Source organism: Pseudomonas sp. MWU15-20650 (assembly GCF_023242475.1).
Taxonomy (GTDB): Bacteria; Pseudomonadota; Gammaproteobacteria; order Pseudomonadales; family Pseudomonadaceae; genus Aquipseudomonas.
On the sequence record NZ_JALJFG010000070.1, the window covers coordinates 1 to 3650 of the forward strand.

The window sequence follows — 3650 nt, forward strand, 5'->3', positions numbered from 1 at the left end:
TGCCATCGGGGGCAAGCCCCCTCCCACATGGGGGCTGCGGCCGTCTTAAAGGCTGAAGTCACCTTCCGACACCAGCTCGCTCAGCGGCTTGCGCGGACTTGGCGCTTCACGGCCTTGCAGGTACTCCGGCAAGGTCGACTTGTCGCCCAGCTTGCCCACGGCCACGGCCGCGTGCAGTGCATACCCTTCTGGAATCTTCAGCTCCTTGCGGGTCAGCTCCTGGTCGAAGCCGGCCATGCCGTGGGTGTGCCAGCCGCTGAGGCTGGCTTGCAGTGCCAGGTGGCCCCAGGCCGAGCCGGTATCGAACGTGTGCCACAGCGCCGGGGTTTCTTCGCTGGCACCGGGGGCGATGAAATCGGTTTTCGAGGCAATGATCACCAGGGCCGACGCGTGTTGCGCCCAACCCCGGTTGAATTCATTCAGCAGGCCCAGGAAGCGTTCCCAGTCGGGCGTGTCACGGCGCGCGTAGAGAAAACGCCACGGTTGCGAGTTGTACGCCGACGGCGCCCAGCGGGCGGCTTCGAAGAAGCTCAGCAGGGTTGCTTGCGGGATGCTTTCGCCGGTAAAGGCGCGGGGTGACCAGCGCTCGGTGAATTGGGTATGGATCGGGTGGTCGGCAACGCGTGGCGAGGTACTCATGGGCAGATCCTGATGAAAAAACCGGGGCTCAAAGCTACTGCGCCGACCCACGCCTGACAAGTCTTGTCATACCGGCAGTCGTAAGCGCTTGGCCCCAAGGAACTTGGGTACTAGACTGACGACCTTTTCACCTATCGATACTGATGTAGAGCCATGGCCGCCAAAGTCGAACCTTTCTGGATACGCAAAACCCTTGAACAGCTCGACCAGGAGGAGTGGGAGTCGTTGTGCGACGGCTGTGGCCTGTGCTGCCTGCAAAAGCTCGAGGATGAAGACGACAACAGCGTCTATTACACGCGTATCGCCTGCAAGCTGCTCGACCTGAAAACCTGCCAGTGCACCGACTACCCCAACCGCCGGGCCTCGGTGCCTGACTGCATCCAGCTCACTCCCGGCCAGGCCGACCAATTCAAATGGCTGCCGCCGACCTGTGGCTATCGTCTGGTCAGCGAGCGCAAGGATTTGCCGCTGTGGCACCATCTGGTCTGCGGCGATCGCGATGCCGTGCACCACGAACGCATTTCCCAGTCCGGCCGCATGCTCGCCGAAGGCAGCGTGCCCGAAGACGACTGGGAGGATTACCTGATCTTCCGCGCGGGCTGAAAAAAGGAGTGGGTATGACGGTGGCAACCCAGTTGGCGGCATCGTTCCTGTTGCTGGCGCTGAGCCTGCCTGCGTGGTGTGCGAAGAAAGTCGACCTGGATTATCACGTCAGGCTGCTGCCCCAGAGCGATCAGGCCGAGGTCCGTGTGAGTGTGTCCCAAGGCTCGGCAGTGCGCAGCTTGAACTTCGACCTGGGCCGCGACGGCGACTACAGCGACTTCAAGGCCGACGGGCAGTGGAAGGTCACGGGCCGTCGTGGCCTGTGGCAACCCAGTGCCGACAAGGCCAGCCTGACCTACCGAGTACGGCTTACCCACGCGCGTAAACCGGGCCTCTATGACACGCGAATGACCCCCAATTGGGCGCTGCTGCGCGGTGAAGACCTGGTGCCGACGGCCCACCTCGACCAACAGGATGGCATCGAGCTGGTCTCGCGCCTGGTGTTCGAGTTGCCCACGGGCTGGAAAAGCGTCGAGACCGCCTGGCCGCGTATCGGCAAGCAAAAATTCCGTATCGACAACGTTTCCCGGCTGTTCGACCGCCCCACGGGCTGGATGCTTGCCGGTAACCTCGGCAGTCGCCGCCTGCGCCTGGGGGATACCGACGTGACCGTGGCCTCGCCCAAGGGGCAGGGCATGCGGCGCATGGAGGTGCTGACCCTGCTGACGTTTGTGTGGCCGCAGGTGGAGGCGGCTTTTCCGCGTCATCCCGCCAAACTGTTGATCGTCGGTGCCGGTGACCCGATGCGTCGTGGGGCCTATTCGTCGCATGACTCGATCTACCTCAACAGCCGCACGCCGCTGGTCAGCGAAAATGGTAGCAGCCCGTTGATTCGTGAGGTCGTGCAGGCCATGGGACGGTTCAAGGACCACGACAGCAGCGACTGGATCAGCGAGGGGTTGGGCGAGTACTACGCCATTGAGTTGCTGCGGCGTGCCGGTGGCATCACCGACGAGCGGTATGCGGCGATCCGGGCTCGACTGACCCGGGACGGCAAGGACGTCATCACGCTACGGGGCGAACACCTCAGTGCGGCAGGCGTCGCACGTGCGGTGGTGGTGTTGCAGGAGTTGGACCGCGAAATTCGGGTGAAAACCCACAACAAGCGCTCTCTGGATGATCTCGCACAGGCGGTGATGCGTACGAACAGCATCACCACCGCGGAGTTTGTGCAACTGGCCGAGCGTGTTATCGGCGAGTCGTCGGTGGTACTGGATAGCAAGCTGTTGCGTTAACCGGTGGTTTTGGTGGCTTTTTCAGCGGCCACTTCTGCCTTGGTCTTCAAGTTCTTCAGCTCAGCACCCGCACGTTCGATCTTTGTGCGCACGCTGTTCATTTCCTGGCGACCCTGTTCCAGCTTGTCCTTGAGCGAGCTGTGCCCGGTGACGCCGCGCACCAGCGCCACGCCGCCAATCGCCACCTGGATGAGCCCGAAAAGTCCGCCACGGCGCAGACCTTTGCCAACCATCATTACGCCACCCGCCACTGAACCGATACGCTCCCAGCCGTGTACGTTTTGGCTGGGCTGGGTTTCAAACGGCGCGTGTTCGATGATAGGTCGCAGGTTTTTGCTGTCGCTCATGATCTGTCTCCAACAAGGGCAAGTGTCTAAAGCTGACTGTTCGCAGGCGCTGGATGTTCCCGAAACATCAGTACTTGGGGCCCGAACGGGTGTTATTACCCTTGGCCAGCCGGTCGTAGAGCACCACGTTGACGGTGGCGGCCAGGTTCATGCAGCCGGTGGTCGGGATGTACACCACGTCTTCGCACCAGTCGCGGATCTCCTTATCCAGGGAGCCGTCTTCCGGGCCGAAGATATACAGCGCGCGGTCGGGGTGCGTGTATTCCGGCAGCGGGCGGGCGCCTTCCACCAGCTCTACGGCGACCGGGATGCAGCCCAGGGGCAGGATTTTTTTCAGGTCGTCGATGCCGATCAGGGGAATGTCGTGGTGGACTTTCTTGGTGTCGGTGATGAAGTCCCGGGCGCGCTCGTAACGCACGCCGGTGTAGAACACCGAGGCCACGCCGTAGCAGCCGGCGGCGCGCATCACCGAGCCAACGTTTTCGGGGGATTTGGGGTTGTACAAACCGATGCAGCTGTAGCGTTTATTGCCCACGGGGAAGGGTGCCTTGGCGAAAAACGGCGATTATACGGCTTGGGGGGATGCAGTGCTTGGGCGATCGCCACCGTACAGCGTTCACCCTTAACTGGCTGGCGTTAGGGCTTGCCCCCGATGAGCATAGGTATCTACACAACTTTTGAAGGCCGTCATATTCCCCTGTGGCGAGCGGGCTTGTCCCGCGTTGGGCTGCGCAGCAGCCCCAAAAGCTGTCTCTGCGGAGTATCGGGTACACCGTCCTTCTTAGGGGGCGCTACGCGCCCCAACGCGGGACAAGCCCGCTCGCCA

General features: G+C 62.3%; 5 protein-coding genes. 2 read left to right on the plus strand and 3 right to left on the minus strand.

Annotated elements, in window-relative coordinates:
• Positions 1-45: 45 nt before the first annotated feature.
• A complete protein-coding gene (locus M5B43_RS27095; RefSeq protein WP_248752938.1) occupies positions 46-639 on the minus strand; it encodes a nitroreductase family protein in 594 nt (197 codons plus the stop codon).
• Positions 640-792: 153 nt separating this feature from the next.
• On the opposite strand from M5B43_RS27095, the gene M5B43_RS27100 reads away from it, so the two are divergent.
• Together M5B43_RS27100 and M5B43_RS27105 are read left to right on the plus strand one after the other, a co-directional pair.
• Positions 793-1242, plus strand: coding sequence for a YcgN family cysteine cluster protein (locus tag M5B43_RS27100; RefSeq protein ID WP_248752939.1), 450 nt, complete (start codon positions 793-795; stop codon positions 1240-1242).
• Positions 1243-1256: 14 nt separating this feature from the next.
• Positions 1257-2477: a hypothetical protein gene (locus M5B43_RS27105; RefSeq protein WP_248752940.1), complete on the plus strand. Its 1221-nt coding sequence runs from the start codon at positions 1257-1259 to the stop codon at positions 2475-2477.
• Here M5B43_RS27105 and M5B43_RS27110 read toward each other — a convergent pair.
• Both M5B43_RS27110 and M5B43_RS27115 read right to left on the minus strand, forming a co-directional pair.
• On the minus strand, positions 2474-2824 hold the full coding sequence (locus M5B43_RS27110) for a DUF2892 domain-containing protein (RefSeq protein WP_248752941.1): 351 nt from the start codon (positions 2822-2824) through the stop codon (positions 2474-2476). The genes M5B43_RS27105 and M5B43_RS27110 overlap by 4 nt on opposite strands.
• 67 nt (positions 2825-2891) lie before the next feature.
• On the minus strand, positions 2892-3359 hold the full coding sequence (locus M5B43_RS27115; protein ID WP_003189607.1) for an RNA methyltransferase: 468 nt from the start codon (positions 3357-3359) through the stop codon (positions 2892-2894).
• Positions 3360-3650 lie beyond the last annotated feature (291 nt).